General features: G+C 72.2%; 13 protein-coding genes and 3 pseudogenes. 6 read left to right on the forward strand and 10 right to left on the reverse strand.

Translation table 11 applies throughout. From position 1 onward, the window contains the following. From AC07DA_RS18530 to AC07DA_RS18550, 5 genes and pseudogenes are all read right to left on the reverse strand, one after another. A partial coding sequence (locus tag AC07DA_RS18530; RefSeq protein ID WP_479129226.1) for a universal stress protein occupies positions 1–594 on the reverse strand: 594 nt, incomplete at its 3' end. Positions 595–741: 147 nt separating this feature from the next. After that, a pseudogene (locus tag AC07DA_RS18535) lies at positions 742–915 on the reverse strand (SPFH domain-containing protein); the annotation flags it as partial. Next, positions 914–1096: pseudogene (locus tag AC07DA_RS18540) on the reverse strand (NfeD family protein); the annotation flags it as partial. The pseudogenes AC07DA_RS18535 and AC07DA_RS18540, both read right to left, overlap by 2 nt. 302 nt (positions 1097–1398) lie before the next feature. Next, positions 1399–2571: a WD40 repeat domain-containing protein gene (locus AC07DA_RS18545; protein ID WP_479129227.1), complete on the reverse strand. Its 1173-nt coding sequence runs from the start codon at positions 2569–2571 to the stop codon at positions 1399–1401. Positions 2572–3211: 640 nt separating this feature from the next. Then, positions 3212–4813: an MFS transporter gene (locus AC07DA_RS18550; RefSeq protein ID WP_479129228.1), complete on the reverse strand. Its 1602-nt coding sequence runs from the start codon at positions 4811–4813 to the stop codon at positions 3212–3214. Between the two features lie 244 nt (positions 4814–5057). On the opposite strand from AC07DA_RS18550, the gene AC07DA_RS18555 reads away from it, so the two are divergent. The 3 genes from AC07DA_RS18555 to AC07DA_RS18565 all read left to right on the forward strand — a co-directional run bounded on the left by AC07DA_RS18555 (position 5058) and on the right by AC07DA_RS18565 (position 8135). Further along, positions 5058–5654, forward strand: a complete 597-nt coding sequence (locus AC07DA_RS18555; protein WP_479129229.1) for a helix-turn-helix domain-containing protein — start codon at positions 5058–5060, stop codon at positions 5652–5654. A 129-nt stretch (positions 5655–5783) separates the two neighbouring features. Next, on the forward strand, positions 5784–6677 hold the full coding sequence (locus AC07DA_RS18560; protein ID WP_479129230.1) for a class I SAM-dependent methyltransferase: 894 nt from the start codon (positions 5784–5786) through the stop codon (positions 6675–6677). Between the two features lie 252 nt (positions 6678–6929). Next, positions 6930–8135, forward strand: coding sequence for a GTP-binding protein (locus AC07DA_RS18565; protein WP_479129231.1), 1206 nt, complete (start codon positions 6930–6932; stop codon positions 8133–8135). A 27-nt stretch (positions 8136–8162) separates the two neighbouring features. Here AC07DA_RS18565 and AC07DA_RS18570 read toward each other — a convergent pair whose 3' ends face one another. Together AC07DA_RS18570 and AC07DA_RS18575 are read right to left on the reverse strand one after the other, a co-directional pair. Next, complete coding sequence (locus AC07DA_RS18570) at positions 8163–8507, reverse strand: hypothetical protein (RefSeq protein WP_479129232.1); 345 nt, start codon at positions 8505–8507, stop codon at positions 8163–8165. Between the two features lie 188 nt (positions 8508–8695). Then, positions 8696–9433: a VOC family protein gene (locus AC07DA_RS18575; RefSeq protein ID WP_479129233.1), complete on the reverse strand. Its 738-nt coding sequence runs from the start codon at positions 9431–9433 to the stop codon at positions 8696–8698. 392 nt (positions 9434–9825) lie between these two features. Here AC07DA_RS18575 and uppS point away from each other — a divergent pair, with 392 nt between their 5' ends. Together uppS and AC07DA_RS18585 are read left to right on the forward strand one after the other, a co-directional pair. Then, on the forward strand, positions 9826–10515 hold the full coding sequence (uppS, locus tag AC07DA_RS18580) for a polyprenyl diphosphate synthase (RefSeq protein ID WP_479129448.1): 690 nt from the start codon (positions 9826–9828) through the stop codon (positions 10513–10515). Between the two features lie 80 nt (positions 10516–10595). Continuing rightward, the gene (locus tag AC07DA_RS18585) at positions 10596–12011 is read left to right on the forward strand and encodes an oxygenase MpaB family protein (RefSeq protein ID WP_479129449.1); all 1416 of its coding nucleotides are present in this window, start codon (positions 10596–10598) and stop codon (positions 12009–12011) included. Positions 12012–12047: 36 nt separating this feature from the next. Here the strand turns inward: AC07DA_RS18585 and AC07DA_RS18590 are convergent. After that, a pseudogene (locus AC07DA_RS18590) lies at positions 12048–12512 on the reverse strand (M15 family metallopeptidase); the annotation flags it as partial. A 254-nt stretch (positions 12513–12766) separates the two neighbouring features. On the opposite strand from AC07DA_RS18590, the gene AC07DA_RS18595 reads away from it, so the two are divergent. Continuing rightward, complete coding sequence (locus tag AC07DA_RS18595) at positions 12767–13336, forward strand: DUF6328 family protein (protein WP_479129234.1); 570 nt, start codon at positions 12767–12769, stop codon at positions 13334–13336. Positions 13337–13360: 24 nt separating this feature from the next. Here AC07DA_RS18595 and AC07DA_RS18600 read toward each other — a convergent pair whose 3' ends face one another. Together AC07DA_RS18600 and AC07DA_RS18605 are read right to left on the reverse strand one after the other, a co-directional pair. Next, positions 13361–14338: a CU044_5270 family protein gene (locus AC07DA_RS18600; protein ID WP_479129235.1), complete on the reverse strand. Its 978-nt coding sequence runs from the start codon at positions 14336–14338 to the stop codon at positions 13361–13363. Further along, positions 14335–14931: an RNA polymerase sigma factor gene (locus tag AC07DA_RS18605; protein ID WP_479129236.1), complete on the reverse strand. Its 597-nt coding sequence runs from the start codon at positions 14929–14931 to the stop codon at positions 14335–14337. Before AC07DA_RS18605 ends, AC07DA_RS18600 begins: the two co-directional genes overlap by 4 nt. Between the last annotated feature and the right edge of the window lie 221 nt (positions 14932–15152).

Here is a 15152-nt window from a genome sequence, read left to right on the forward strand (position 1 = left end):
TGGGGCGGGGGGGGGGGGGGGGGTGCCCCCCCCCCCCGGCCCCCCCCCCGGCTGGGGGCCGCCCGGCCCCCCCGGCCCCACACGGTGGTGCGGGGGGGGGGGGGGGGGCCCCCCCCCCCCCCCGACACAGCTGTCCCTCGGCTCCGTGGCTTCGGGGTGCCGCACGACGAGGACTGGACAGCCGGCATGAGTGGCCACGTGCCAGCTGGTCCCCCCGAGCGGCAGCCGGGGCAGGCCGCCCTGGCCACGATGGCCCGTGAGGATCACTTCCGCCCGGGCCGAGCACGCTATGAGCACGTCTGACGGTTCCCCGGTGAGATGCTCAGCCGTCACGGCCAGTTCGGGCACTTCGTCCCGGGCCGCACGGGCGTGGTGCTCCACCAGGCTGTTCCCCGCCTCGTGGGCCGCGCGGGCTTCCACGTCGTCGGTCGGTGAGCCTCCGGGCAGCGGCAGTTCGAGGACGTGGACGATGTGCAGCGGGCGTCCGCGCAATGCCGCTTCCCGGGCTGCGAACCGGACCAGGTCCTCGTGACCCGGGCCCTGGTCGACGGCGACGACAACGGGACGGGAGAGTGCGGGACCATGCATCATCATTGCTCGCTTTGGTGGTTGAAACGGCCCGTTGGGCACATCCGACCGAGTTCCACGCCCGCACTGGGCCGCCAGGCTTTCGCGGCGGCCGTTCGCGAGCCAGGGGCACGGCCCGCGGACCGGCGGCGTGCTGCCCGTCCGGGCAAGGACTCAGTCACCGGACACCTGTCCCCGGCGCGGCACCTGCGATGACTTCGCGGCTTCGGCCTCCGCCTTGGCGTCGCTCACCGCGGCGGCGGCCTGTTTCCCGGCCTCGTCGGCGGCCGCCGCGGCGTCGAGGGAGACCGCCGAACCCGCGTCCAGTTCTGGAACCCGGCTCGTGTGCGAGCCCCACGGCCGCCGCCGCTGCCAGTGCCACGAGCTGACCGAGTACGCCGACACCCAGGCCCGCGACCACCGCGGCCACCACGGCGGCGCCCGCCAGCAGCCCGAAAACCAAGGTCAGCGTGAAGAACTCCGCGACCCCCAGCGCCGCGGCGGCGAGCAGCCAGAACAACCACGACATCGCCTCGCCCTCCTTCCAGGAGTTCCCCACCGAGCTGTCCGTCGTGACGCGGGGCCACCGCGAACCAGGCGCCTTGGGTTCCCTCCCACTGTCACAGACAGCCCGGCGGCTCACCACCGGGCCAAGCACCCATTTCCCCCAGTACCCGACACCCACTGCCGGCCGGGACGTCTGCGCCGGGGCAAGCAGCTGCGTGAACACCGGGCCCGGGGTCCGCGGCACCTCGCGGGCGATCAGGCTGCTCCAACCGGAACTCATCGTCACGGGAAGGACATCACTGACAGCCTGAGACCGGCGGCCTCTCAGGGAACGAGGGCGGTGGTGTCCCACACCAGGAGCAGGGCGCCGTTGTCCAGGGTCATCAGATGCTTCGCGTCCGGCGAAAGGCGGCAGTCGAGGATGGTGTTGGTGTGGACGTCGAGGGTGCTCAGCAGCGCCCCGTCCTGGGTGGACCGTATCTGTGCCCGGTGGGTTTCGTGCGGCTGCTCGGGCAGTTGGGCACGTCGCTCGCCGGAATCCGGGTTCCATAGGGACACTTCACCCCTGGGGTTGGCCATGGCGAGGGTTTCGCCGTCGGCGCTCAGTGCCATCTGAGTCAGGAGCGTCGTCGGGGGAGCCGTCAGTCCACGCCGGCCGGTGAGCACGTTCCCGAGGGCACCGGTTCTCATGTCGTAGAAGATCCAGGCGCCGTTCTCGCTCTGGACGGTGTTCCACACCTCGCCCATGCGGAAGGAACGCCTCTCCTCCCCGCTGGCCGCGTCCCAGGCCCGTACCTCCTGGCCGACCGCTCCGGCCACGAAGAAGCTGCCGTCCGGAGCGACGGCGCAGTGGCTCACCTGGTCGTACGGGCTGTGGATCACCCGGCACACGGTCCGGGTCGCCAGGTCGTAGACGCGGATGAGTCCGTCTCTGCCGGCGGCCACCAGCCAGGCGCCGTCCGGTGACAGGGCGAAGTCGCGCGTGTGGGGCGGCACGCGCAAAACCGCGCGGACCGCCGACCTCGGCCAGGGCACGGGCGGCGCCGGGGCGGTCAGGCCGAGGGCCCGCAGCAGTCTCCGTGTCCGCTCTCGCCCGTCGGGAACGTCTCCGGGCGCCTGCCGGCCGAGGACCGTGCTGATGGTCGAAGCGACGGCCCGGGATTCCTCGGAATCGACCAAGTGCAGGTCCGACAGCAGCCCCCGTACTTCGAGACGCCGGATCCGGGCGGCCTGCCAGCGCGGCTGCGCCACCAGGCTGGCGGCGGCGTCGGGGTCGCTGTGCCGCAGGTGCCACACCAGGTGCCGCCACCAGTACCCTGCGTCGGCGGGGAGGTTCCACCATCCGTCACCGGGACGCACCAGCGCGCGGGCATTGTCGAGGAGTCGGTCGTGCCACCTCCCGGCCTCCTCCGCCGACCAGCGCGACATCAGGCGTTCGTGCAGAGTCTCGGGGACGGTGAGCCGCGACCAGCCGTCATCCCCCGTGGTGATGCTCACCAGGCCGGCCCCCTCAAGGCGCTGAAGCGCACACAGCACCAGTCCGTCCAGCCCTGGTTCGTCGGTCTCGTCGCACTCCCCCCACCCTGGGCCAGGAATTCAGCTTCGCCCTCGTCGACGACCGCGGGCGGCTGCACGGCCGGCTGGAGGGCCTGGACCGGTACGGGGACAGCCCGTTCACCGCTTTTGTACGCGTGGAGCTCCGACGGAACGCTGCGCGCCCGGACCTCCAGCGCGGTCCTCCGCAAGCAGCACCTGCTGCTGCGGGTACCGGTGCCACAGGACCTCAACGACCCGGCGGTGGCCGTGGAGACCGCGCTGAAGGGCTACGGACGCCAACGCGCCGCTCTGCGGAGGCAGTACGCGCCTGTGCAGTGGCTGACCGGCTCGCCACGGATCCGCCGGGACCATCCGGCCGGCGCCGTGGTGGTCGAGAAGGTGCCGGATCGTGGCGGACCGGCACGACGCCGGCGTACCGGTCCGCCGGTGCCGTGGCCACGGTCCACCAGCAGCAGCGGCATGACCGGCGGCATGACCGGCAGTGGACCACGAGGACGGGAGGGGGCAGCGGTCCGGCCGGGGACCAGTCGGACCGCTGCCCCCTCCCGCCAACGGGTCGACGGTGCACCCGGCCGTTGGGTCAGCGGGGCGCCACGGCCTTGGCGGCCTCCGTCTCGTCCGCGGCCCCACGGGGCGGGTCCGCGGGGCCGCGGAAGGCGATGTAGACGAGCAGGACGCCCATGACGGCGACGCCCGCCCACATGGCCTGCTGCCAGCCGTCGACGAAGGACTCCCGGGCCGCGTGGAGCACGTCGGGGGCGTGCGGACCGGTGCTGCCCGCCGCCTCGACGGCGTTGGCGACGCCTTCGCGGGCGGTGTCCGCGGCCTCCTGGGGGATGCCGTGCAGCCTCTCGTCGACGGCGCTGCGGTAGCCGGCGGACACGAGCGCGCCGAGCAGGGCGACGCCGAGTGCGGTGCCGAGTTCGCGGGTGACGTCGTTGAGTGCGGAGGCGACGCCCTGCTTCGCCCGGGGCAGTGAGGCGGTGATGGCCTGCGTGGACGGGGTCATCGACAGTCCCATGCCGAGGCCCATGGCGAGCAGACCGGGCAGCAGGGACGGGTAGCCGCCGTCGACGGAGACGAACAGGGCCAGGCACGCCATACCGAGGGCCGCCGTCGCGGTGCCGACCAGCATCGTCGAGCGAGCACCGTGACGTGCGGCGAGCCTCGGGGCCAGGCCGGAGGCCGCCATCATCATGACGGCCATGGGCATCATCGCCAGCGTGGACAGCAGACCCGACCAGCCGAGTACGGCTTGGAAGAACGGAAAGAGGACCACGCCGACGCCCGCCTGGACTCCGAAGACCACCAGGAGCGTGACCGAGCCGCCCGCCAGCGCGCGCTGACGGAACAGGCGCACGTCCAGCAGCGCGGCGTCGCGGCGGTGCAGTTCCCAGACCCCGAAACCGACGGTGGCGAAGAGGCCGACGGTGAGGCTGACCAGCGTCTCGGGGGCGGTCCAGCCGCGTTCGGGGCCTTCCTGGAGCACGAAGATGAGACCGACCACGGCGATCGTGGAGACGAGCGCGCCGAGGGTGTCGAAGCGGTGTGCCGGCGTCTCGCGGGAGTTGGGCACCGACTTCACCGTCATCGCCAGGGCCACGAGGACGAGGACGAACGGCAGGACGAACAGCCAGCGCCAGTCGGCGACGTCGACGAGGAGCGCGGAGAGGAACATGCCCAGGATGCCGCCGCCTCCCGCGACGCCGGTCCACACACCGATCGCCTTGCCGCGTTGCTCCTCGGGGAAGGTGGAGGTGATGACGGCGAGCGTGATCGGCATGATCATCGCGGCGCCGACGCCGGTGGCCACGCGTGAGGCGAGCATCACCTCCGCCGTCGGGGCGAGGCCCGCGACGACGGTGGCCACCCCGAAGACCCCCAGCCCGGCGATGAGCGTGGGCTTGCGGCCCAGTCGGTCGCCGACGGCGCCGAGCGGCAGCAGCAGCGCGGCCAGGGCGAGGGTGTAGATGTTGATGATCCACAGGACCGTGCCCTGGGAGGCGCCGAAGTCGACGGCCATGTGGGTCTGCGCGACGTTCAGCCCGCTGACGGAGGCGATGACCGCCATGAGGGCCAGGGAGACGGCGATCAGGATCGTACGAAGCTGCCGTGCGTCCGGGACGCTTCCGCCGTCGGCTCGCTCGACCCGGGTGGGCCGGTTCGTGTGGTTCGTACTCATGGTTTCCTCTCGAAGGGACGTGTCGGGTCGGCACCCGGCGCGCTCGGGCGCCCGGCGCGGGGGTGGACCAGGAGTGGGCGGGACGGGACACCCGGGCGTCGCGGGCAGCGCCGGGGGCAGTCGGGTCCGGGCCGGGGCGGTCGGATCCGGGGCCCGAGGCAGACGCCGGGAGGCGGAAGGGCACGCCCGCCGGTCTGCGAACGACGCTAAGCCCGGCTTGCACCGACGGCATACGATGTTGCGCATGACGCAAGAACGTGGGGAGCTGGACAGCCTCGTGCGCAAACGCATCCGTGCTCTGCGGGTGGCTCAGGGGTGGTCGCTGGAAGAACTGGCCGGCCGGGCCCACCTCAGCCAGTCGTCACTGAGCCGCATCGAGAACGGCCAGCGCCGCCTGGCCCTCGACCAGTTGGTCACGCTCGCGCGCGCTCTGGACACCTCGCTGGATCAGCTCGTGGAGACCGACACCGACGACGTGGTGATCAGTCCGACGATCGACAGCGCCCACGGCCAGATGCGGTGGCCCGTCAAGGCCGACCCCGGCATGAGCGTGGTGCGCCAGCGCATGACCGAACCGCCGCCCGAGAATCCTGCGCGCATGCGGGCCCACCCGGGGCGCGAATGGCTCGTCGTCCTGTCCGGCACGGCGATCCTCATGCTCGGCCACCGTCGCTTCCGCCTCGAGACCAACCAGGCGGCCGAGTTCCCGACGATGATGCCGCACGCGATCGGCACCGCGGGCGGGCCCTGCGAGATCCTGGGCATCTTCGACCGCGACGCGCGCCGCGGCCACCAGCGCGACGGGCGCGACACACCCGGCACACCCGGCACGCCCGAGTGACGGCGCAGGTCCGGCCACGGGCTGTCCACCGCGCACATCTTGCGCGGCGGGCAACCCCTCCGACCATCGCCTTGCGGAAACCGGGAGGCCGCATGCCGTAGGCGCATAACCGCCCTAGGGTCATGGGACATGGACACCACCCACAGGCACACGGACACCATCCACACGCACACCCCCCACCGCCACACCTCGCACGCGCCCGGCGCGGCACACGACGGGAACGGCCAGGCGGAGATCCTCGACCTGGACGCCGAGGTCCTCGCCGAACACACGGCAGCCATCACGGCGTGGCTGCCCGTGCGCACCACCCCACGTCACATCGTGGATCTGGGGTGCGGCACGGGCGCGGGCACCTTCGCCCTCCTCGACCGCTTCCCCGAGGCACACGTCACCGCCGTCGACGCGTCCGCCGAACACCTACGGCGCCTGCACGCGAAGGCGTGCGCCCGCGGCCTGCGGGAACGCGTGCACAGCGTGCAGGCCGACCTCGACGAGGCCGACTGGCCCGACCTCGGCTGTCCGGACCTCGTCTGGGCGTCCGCCTCGATGCACCACATGGCCGACCCGGGCCGCGCCCTGCGCACCGTTCGCGAGTCCCTGGCGCCGGGCGGCCTGTTCGCCGTCGTCGAACTGGCCGGCCACCCCCGCTTCCTGCCCGAAGACGCCCCCGAGGACCGGCCCGGCCTGGAGGAGCGCGCCCATGCCGCAGCCGATCGCCTCCAAGGCCGGCACCTGCCCCACCGCGGTGCCGACTGGGGCCCGATGCTGGCCGCGGCCGGCCTCACCGTCGAGGACGAGCGCACCGTCGGCGTCGACATCCGTGGCTCCGGCGGCGAAGCGGTCGGCCGCTACGCCCTCGGCGTCCTGCGGCGCGTCCGCACCGCGGTCGCCGCGGAGCTCTCCCCCGAGGACCTGACCGCGCTCGACCGGCTCCTGGACACCGACGGCCCGCACAGCATCCTGGACCGCGACGATCTGAGCGTACGCACCCGGCGCACCGTCTGGGCCGCCCGGCGGACCTGAGCCGGACACATCGCACCCGCCCCTCTTGCTGATGATGAAAATCATTGTCGTATGCTGTCCAGGCTCCCCCAGGCGGGTCGCCGTGCACACCGGCGAGGCCGTCACGCCATCGTCCCAGCCAGACCGAGAGGTTCTTCCCGTGGCCGTTCCCCAGGGCAACACATCCCGCAGCAACGACGCCCGCCGCCGGGCCCGATGCGGGGCGAGCACACCGAACGCGGTGCCGCTGCCGGGCGAGGAGGGCTGACGGCGATGGCCCCGCGGCGTCTCCCCGTCACCGTGCTGTCCGGCTTTCTCGGCGCCGGAAAGACGACTCTCCTCAACCACGTCCTCACCAACCGCGAGGGCCTGCGCGTGGCGGTGATCGTCAACGACATGAGCGAGATCAACATCGACGCCGCCCTCGTGCGGGGCGGCGAGGCGGCCCTCTCCCGCACCGAGGAGCGGCTGGTGGAGATGACCAACGGCTGCATCTGCTGCACCCTGCGGGACGACCTGCTGGAGGAGGTCGACCGGCTCGCCAGGGACGGTCGCTTCGACTACCTGCTGATCGAGTCCAGCGGTATCTCCGAGCCGATGCCCGTGGCCGCGACCTTCGCCTTCGCCCGCGACGACGGCGCCGCCCTGGATGAGGTGGCCCGGCTCGACACCATGGTCACCGTCGTCGACGCCGCCAACTTCCTGAACGAGCTGGGCACCGGCGACGACCTGGCCGAACGGGGTCTGGCCCCTTACGAGGACGACGAACGCACCGTGAGCGACCTGCTGATCGACCAGGTCGAGTTCGCCGACGTGCTGGTCCTGAACAAGCTGGACCTGGTCGGCGAAGCCGACGCCGACCGGGTGCGCGGTGTGCTGGCCCGGCTGAATCCGACGGCCCGTCTGATTCCCGCGGTGCACGGCCGGGTCGGCCTGCGCGATGTCCTGCAGACCGGACGGTTCGACCTGGAGCGCGCGCAGCAGGCACCGGGATGGGTCAAGGAACTCAACGGCGACCACGTTCCGGAGACCGAGGAGTACGGCATTTCCTCCCTGGTCTTCCGGGCCGCCGAGCCGTTCCACCCGGGCCGGCTGTGGGACTTCGTCACCGGCGCCCTGGACAGCGGAACCCATGGTCAAGTCCTGCGCTCCAAGGGCTTCTTCACCCTGGCCGGCCGTGAGAGCGTGACCGGCCTGTGGTCACAGGCCGGATCCGTCGCCCGCTTCGAACCGTCCGGGGTCCGGGACGCCGACGCGCCCCACGCCCAGGAGCTGGTGTTCATCGGCGTCGGCCTGCGGGAGTCCGAGCTGCGTGCCGCATTGGCGGCCTGCCTGATGACCGAGGGCGAACAGGATCCGGCCGACGACCCCTTCCCCGCGTGGGACACCGGAGACGTCTGCGATCTCGACGGCGAACACGAGCACGGACACGGGCGCCGGCACGGGCTCGAGGACGCGGGAGCGACGACAGCGGTCTGAGACGCGCCCCGTGGGCGACGTGCGGACTCAGCCGCCCGCGGTGGAGAACCTCTGCGCGAGCTCGCGATGCCTGTCCGCGGCCAGTTTCCCCTGCGCGGGGCTGACGGTCGACCCCGGCAAGCGGCTCAAGCGCTCCACCTGCTCCGCGAAGCGCAGGTGCTCGCGTCGCGCGTGCTCACGGCAGGCCAGGCAGGTGACGCGGTCCGGCCGCGAAGAGGTCATCGCACGGGGCACCCGCAGGCCGCACCCCGTGGTGACCAGGCTCGGCAGGTCTCCCACCAGACCGAAGGTGGACGCCAGGATGCCCCGCACAGCGGCGTCCTCGGTCACCACCTTCGACCCGACGTGCACATGCGGATCGCTCCCGCTCATCAGCCCTCCCCTGTCAGGCGCCATCCGGTTCTGCGTCACCGCCGCCGGCCCGAAGTCCGTCCCAGCCGGGCGAAACCGCCGGGTGCGCCTCCCCCGCACGTCGTCCGGTCCGAGGGGTGGGAGGCCGGACGGTCGGCGAGGCGACGCGCACGGCGGCACCGCCTCGCCGACGCCGGCGGAGCCGCTCGTCAGCGCCGGCCGAGGACGCAGAACTCGTTGCCCTCCGGGTCGGTCAGGACGATCCAGGGGACGTCGCCCTGGCCCACGTCGGCCCGCCGCGCGCCGAGACCTTCGAGCCGGGCGACCTCCTTGGCCTGGTCCTCGACCGGGTCGGGCCTGACGTCGAGATGGACGCGGCTCCTGACGACCTCGTCCTCCGGCGTGCGGCGGAACTCCAGGTACGGCCCGACGCCCTCGGCCGAGCGCAACAGGGCGCGGTCGCCGGTCAGTTCGAGGACGGTCCAGTCGATCGCCTCGCCCCAGAACCGCACCATCGTCCGCGGGTCGGCGCAGTCGACGACCACGGCGGCGATGGGCCCGGTGTCCCGGTAGAGCTGTCGGGGCTCCGGAACGCCGAACACGTTGCCCTCCGGATCGGCCCACAGCGAGGACGGTACGTCGCCCTGGCCGACGTCGACCGGCGTCGCGCCGAGGCTTTCCAGGCGGGCGGCCAACTCCGCCCGGTGGGCGTCGGAGGTCGTGGCCAGTTCCAGGTGCACGCGGTACCTCACCGTCTCCGGATCGGGTACGCGGACGAGATCGACGCAGACGGCGGACGGGTCCGGCCAGTCGAAACCCACAGGCTCCAGGTTGGTCACGCCGGGGCCTTCACTGGAGACGTCCCAGCCGAGCACGTCCGCCCAGAACCGGCCGAGCGCCGCGTCGTCCCGGGCCTTGAAATTCACCTGAACAAGTTGCAGCGTCATGCTGCGCACCCTACGTGCTGCCCCATGACCTCTGGCCATGGTTTTGGCGATCCTGGCCTGGCCGGTGTGCTCACGAGGTCCCGTCGTGGCCGGCCTCGTGAGGTCGACTCGCACCGACCCCGGTTCGCACATGTGCACCAAGCGTGAATCCGCGCGATGTGCGGACTGCGCGGCGGTGGACGCTGTCAGGCTGGCTGCCGGTGATCGTGAGACGGTGCCGGCGCCACTGGAGGGTGTCCTCCGGCGCCGCGGGACGGCCTCCGTTGAGGCGGCCGAGGGGGCGGGGCATGACAGAAGAGTGGCGCGTGGGCGACGGGCCTGCCTCTCCCCTTGCCACTGAGGGGGCGCCCCGGCCGGGACCGCGCGAGGTGCCACGGCACGTCGCGTGTGTCATGGACGGCAACGGCCGGTGGGCGGCACAGCGCTCACTCCCGCGCACAGCGGGGCACCGTGCGGCGGAGACCACGGTGATCGACGTCATCGAAGCAGCACGTGCGGCCGGGGTGGGCTGGCTGAGCCTGTTCGCGTTCTCCACGGAGAACTGGCGTCGCCCGGACACCGAGATCGCCTTCCTGATGCACCTGGTGCGCCGGGTGGTGCGCAAACACGCCCCGCTGCTGCACGCGCGGGGCATCCGCTGCCGGTTCCTCGGCATGACCGACCCCCGCATCCCTCCCGCGCTGGGACGGGACATCGCCGACCTGATGACGCTGACCGGTGACAACCGGCGGATGACGCTGACCGTCGCCTTCGACCACGGCGGGCGCAGGGACATCGTCGAGGCCGCACGGTCACTGATCCGCAGCGGCGTGCCGGCCGAGTCCGTGACCGAGGACAGCTTCGCCGCTCATCTCCCCTTTCCCGACACCCCCGATGTGGACCTGGTCATCCGCACCTCCGGTGAACAGCGCATCTCCAACTTCATGCTCTGGCAGGTCGCCTACGCCGAGTGGATCTTCCCTTCGGCGCTGTGGCCCGACTTCCGCGCACCGGACTTCCTCGAGTGCCTCGACGCCTACACGCAGCGCTCGCGCCGCTTCGGCGGCGTACTGCCCAACCAGAACGGAGAATCCCGACCGTGACCACCGCGGACAGCCCTCACTCCCCCACCGCCGACCCGGGCACGCAGGACCCCCGAACCGGGGATCCCCACGCGGCCGGTGTGCCCCTGTTCGGCCCCGGATCACAGTTCCACACGTTCTTCAACGACCCACGCTGGGCCTTAGCCATGATCCGGGCCACCGTGCTCGAGGCCGCGCACCCGCAGATCGGCGCCGCCCTGATCGAGAACTCCACCTTCGTCGTGCATCCCTGGCGGCGCCTGGGCAACACCCTCATCAGCCTGCGGCGCATGTTCGGCCCCGACGACCAGGTGCGGCAGCGGGAGGCGACACGGCTCAACCGCATGCACGCGCGCCTGCGCGGCACCGACGCCCGCGATCGTCCGTACGACGCGATGGACCCGCGGGTGCGCGCCTGGGTCGTGGCGACCTTGTTCGAAAGCACCGTCACGATGTGCCGGCTCGGCGGACAGCCCCTGGAGCAGAAGACCATGGAGCAGCTGTACGCCGAATTCCAGGCCTTCCACGCCGTGTTGGGGGACGACGCCGGTCACCTGCCGCCCACGCTGGACGAGTTCTGGCCCTACTACGACCGGGTGGTCGCGGAGGAGCTGGAGAACACCGAGGCGATGCGGATCGTCCTCTACAAGCTCTTCGACCACCTCCCCGCTCCGCCGCTGCTGAACGGATTCCCGGCCCTGTGGGCGACCGGCCGGGCCGTCGCCGGCCCGGTCATCGGAGCGATCACCGTGGCGTCCCTTCCGGAGCCCTTCCGGCGGCGAGCCGGTCTGCCCGAGATCGCGGGAGTCCAGACCCTGATGCAGGGTACGTACCTGGCGGCCGGTCTGGCCCGGTTCCTGCCCGAGGGGTGGCTCCAGGCCGACAGGATCGCCGAGACGGTGATGCTCTCCCCCGACAGCGACGATCCCCGCGCGAGGACGGTCGCCGCCCTGCGGGATCGGATCAAACGGGCCGGCGCCCTCATCCGCCTCATCACTCCCCTCCCCCCGGAACCCGAACCCGCCGCGGCCACCACGGCCCAGCGCAGCGCGGAGGAGTTCTTCAGGGACGTCCTCGACCAGACCGGGGACGGCTGTCTGGACTGGCCCGACCTCGCCGCCATGGCCCGTGAGATGTCCAGCCGCCTCGATCTCGATGAACCCGAGGAGACCCGGCTCTACAACGCCTACGCCGACTGGTGGCGCGAACTGCAGGCAGCCCTGGACACGGACGGGGACGGCCGCGTCAGCGCCCACGAGTACGCCGCCGCCGTGCCTTCGCTCGCCGGTCCCGCGCTGATCCGGGTCGCCGAAGTCCTCTTCGACGTGACCGACAAGGACGGCGACCAGCACATCGACGCCGACGAATACCGGGCGCTGTTCCGGACCGGGTTCCACCGGGACACCCCCGACGCCGACGGAACCTACAGCCGCAGCGCGTTCATCAACGACTTCCTGTCCTTCATGTCCGCGCGCCGCCGCACCACTCCCTACGACCCCCTCCTCGCCGAGGCCTGACCGCCGAGCAGGGGAACGGAGGGCGACCGGCGCGGCTTAGGGGAGGGGGAAGTCGAAGTAGGTGTCCGGGCAGGGCTCGTCCAGCAGCATGTAGTGCCACCACTCGCGGTCGTACGCGCGGAAACCGCAGGTTTCCATGAGGGACCGCAGGTGTGCGCGGTTGCGCGCCTCGGCTCGTCCTATCCCCGCTGCCCCATGATGGGAACGGGAATCCATCAGGTCGTGGCGGCCTCCCATGGAGGCAAGCTCGCCGCTGTCCAGGTGATACGGCGTCAGGTCGACGGTGCTGCCCCGGCTGTGACCCGACTTGGTGGCCACGTACCCCATCTCGAACATGGCGGACCTGTCGATGTTCGGGTAGTGCCGTGGCTTCGTCCGGCCGTTCTCCGGCTGCCGGGACCAGCGCACGAAGCAGTCCACGGCGCGTTGCGGGCGGTAGCCGTCCCAGAGCAGCAGGCCGAATCCGAGGGACTCGGCCTGCTGCCGCGCCTTGTCCAGAGCCGCGCGCGCCCCTCGCGGCGCAGGTCACCGGCATGGACACCCGGGCGGACTCGGTCGCGGCGTCGTCGGCGTCCTCCCGCGGCGCCCAAGTGGCGCATCCCGAGCGTCTTGGGCAGCCGCAGCACGGACGGAGTCGTCGCACCGGCTCCTCCCATCGGGCGGGCCGGGTGCCCGGCGCAGCCCGCGCGGACCCTCGGCCAGCATGAAAGCGGCTCCGACGGGGCAAACGGACCCTCTGACATGGGAGGGAAGCCGTGACGACGACGCAGCAGCACGCCGGACCGGAAGGCGAGGGCACCACGGGCCGTGAGCAGCACGACGGCCCGGACAGGAGAACCGTCGCCGACGAGGGCGAGAGTCCCCAGGAACGCGTCAACCGACGCTGGAACGAGATACTCCAGGAGACGCGCGTCACCCAGACGGGCGTGCAGATCCTCTTCGGCTTCCTGCTCAGCGTGGCCTTCACCCCGCTGTTCAGGGAGCTGGAGACGCTGGACCGCGCCATCTACGTCACCACCGTGGTGCTCGGGGCGACGGCCACGGGAACGCTGATCGCCCCCGTCTCCATCCACCGCTTCCTGTCCGGTCAGCGCATGAAGGACGAGGTGGTGGAGACCGCTGGACGTCTGATGATGTGCGGCATGGTCCTCCTCGCCCTCACCATCGGCTGCACGTTGCTGCTCATCCTCCGTTTCGTCGTTCCCGGTGTCTTCGCCGAGGTGCTCGCGGGCGGGGTCATGGTGTGGTTCGGGCTGTGCTGGTACGCGTTGCCGCTGTACCTGCGACGCCGGGGCGAGCAGCGCTCGCGCACGCGGAATGGGTGACGCGCCTTCCCTCCCGGTGCAGCCTCACGGGCGGGCGCCGGGCTTGTCGACGACTCCCCAGGCGGCGCGGGCGCTGACCATCTCCCCGTCCTCGCGCGTGTTCCCGAGGTAGGCGTAGCTCTCGGGATCGAAGAAGATCTCCTGCTTGCCCTGCCGGCCCGACGGCGTCCTCTCGGCGTAGGTCACGCTCACGCCGATCGCCGCACGGCCGAGCGGGTCCTTCACGCCCGTCGTCACCCGGGCTCCGGGGATCTTCGCCAGAGCGCGGAACAGGCCCGCCTGGACGCTGGGCGGGATCAGCACCGACCGGTAGAGGACGTTGATCTCCCGCCAGTCGCGTTGTGCGCGTGTCTCGCCCTTGATGTCGCCGATGGCGTGCTCCTGGCGGATGCGTTTCATCATGCGGTCGGGGTCGCTGGGCAGGGTGGCGAGGAAGCGGTAGAACTGCCGCTGGGAGCGGTCGTCGTAGCCCTCCCTCTTCCACCGCTCCTCCTGGTTGGGGCCGTACCAGACCTGGAGCTCGTCACGGTCGAAGTCCGAGACGTCACCGGCCGGGGGGATGCCGGGCAGATTGGCGTGCCCGGTGCCGTCCCAGCGGGTCCACTCCTCGCTGGTTCGCGGCTTGCCCAGGACGAAGACGGTGCTCTTCTCGTACACCCACTGCTTCGGGCCGGGTTCGGTGCCGTCGTGCTTCTCGACGGTCGCGGCGGCCAGTTCGAGGGCGTCGGCGGAGGCACCCGCCGACAGCGCCCGGGGGCCCTCGGGCGCGGAGGCGCGGGTGCTGCCCTCGGGCAGGGTCGCGACGATCCCGGCGGTCACGGCGAGGGCCCCCGCGGTGGCGGCGCCGATCAGGATCGTCCGGCGTCCGGGCAGGGCGGCGCGCTCGGGGCGGGTCCCATGCCGCAGCGCCGCGGTGAGCCGGGCCCGCGGCGCGGCGAGCCGGTCGGCGTCGGGAAGGGGCGCGTCGGCGCGCAGGCCGCGCAGGTCGGAGAGCTCGTTCATGCGGGGTCACCTTCGTGGATGCCGGTTTCGATGAGGGGGCCGTCGGCCGCGCCGGTGGCGGTGCGCAGTTTGCGGCGGGCGCGGTTGAGACGGGAGCGGACGGTGCCGACGGGAATGCCGAGGGCTTCGGCGATCTCCTGGTAGCCGAGGTCGGCCCAGGCGAAGAGCAGCAGGACGTGCCGGTCGCCCGCGGACAGACGGGCCAGCGCCCCGGCCAGTGGGCGGGCGGCGGCCTCGGCGGCGAGGCGGTCGTCGGCGGCGTCGGTGAAGCTGTCGGCGACCGGGTCGCGGCCGGTGCGGGAGAGCAGCCTCAGCGCCCGGACCTCCTGCCGACGGTGCCGGCCGATCTGCTTGGCGGCGATGCCGTACAGCCAGGGCCGTACGCCCGCGCGGGCCGGGTCGAAGCGGGCCCGTATCCGAAAGGCCGTCAGGAACGTCTCGGCGGTGACGTCGTCGGCCGCGTCGCGGCCGAGCCGTCGGGCGACGTACCGGTGGATCGCCGGGGCATGACGGTCGAAGAGCGCCGCGAAACGCTCCGGTTCCTCGAGGGAGGCCGCGATGAGCTCGGCGTCGCCGCCGGCCGGGTCGGTCATGGACAGTCCGTCCGTCGCTGGGGTCGGTGGGTGTCAGGGTGGTGGTGAGTGTTCACACCCTGTACTTGCCGAGTCGCGGCGCACGGGTTCACGCCGCCGGTCGAGTCCCTCTCGTACGGACCGGAACCAAGTCCTGCCGTCCGGCCACGAACGGCTGACACCGCCGGCGCCCCGGGACGAACGGGCCCCCGGTCGGCGTACCGGCCGGGGCCCGACCCACG

The sequence above is a fragment of the Streptomyces sp. NPDC044921 genome, assembly GCF_056432865.1.